Annotated in this window: 1 protein-coding gene; it reads left to right on the forward strand. The window is 54.0% G+C overall.

The window, feature by feature from the left end:
* Positions 1 to 239, forward strand: a 239-nt coding sequence (locus RTW80_RS30655; RefSeq protein WP_312722020.1) for a DUF4225 domain-containing protein, incomplete at both ends; no start/stop codon positions are given.

Consider the following 239-nt stretch of genomic DNA (forward strand, 5'->3'; position numbering starts at 1 on the left):
GCAAAACTCTATGCCGAGGTGAAGGTTGTCCGGGACGAGAACAAAATTGTGGGTTACATCATTTCAGCGGTCGACGTCGTGGTGGCCGGTGCGGCCATCTTTGGTGGGATCGTCATGATGTCCTCGATGACGCCGGTGGGTGTGGTGGCCGGCGCGGTGATTGTCGTAAATGGTTTTAACACGATTTCACGGGAAGCCGCGCATAATCTCCTCGGTGATAAACAGACGGAGGGAATATT

This window comes from Escherichia sp. AM3, assembly GCF_032029835.1.
GTDB classification, from domain to species: Bacteria; Pseudomonadota; Gammaproteobacteria; order Enterobacterales; family Enterobacteriaceae; genus Escherichia; species Escherichia coli.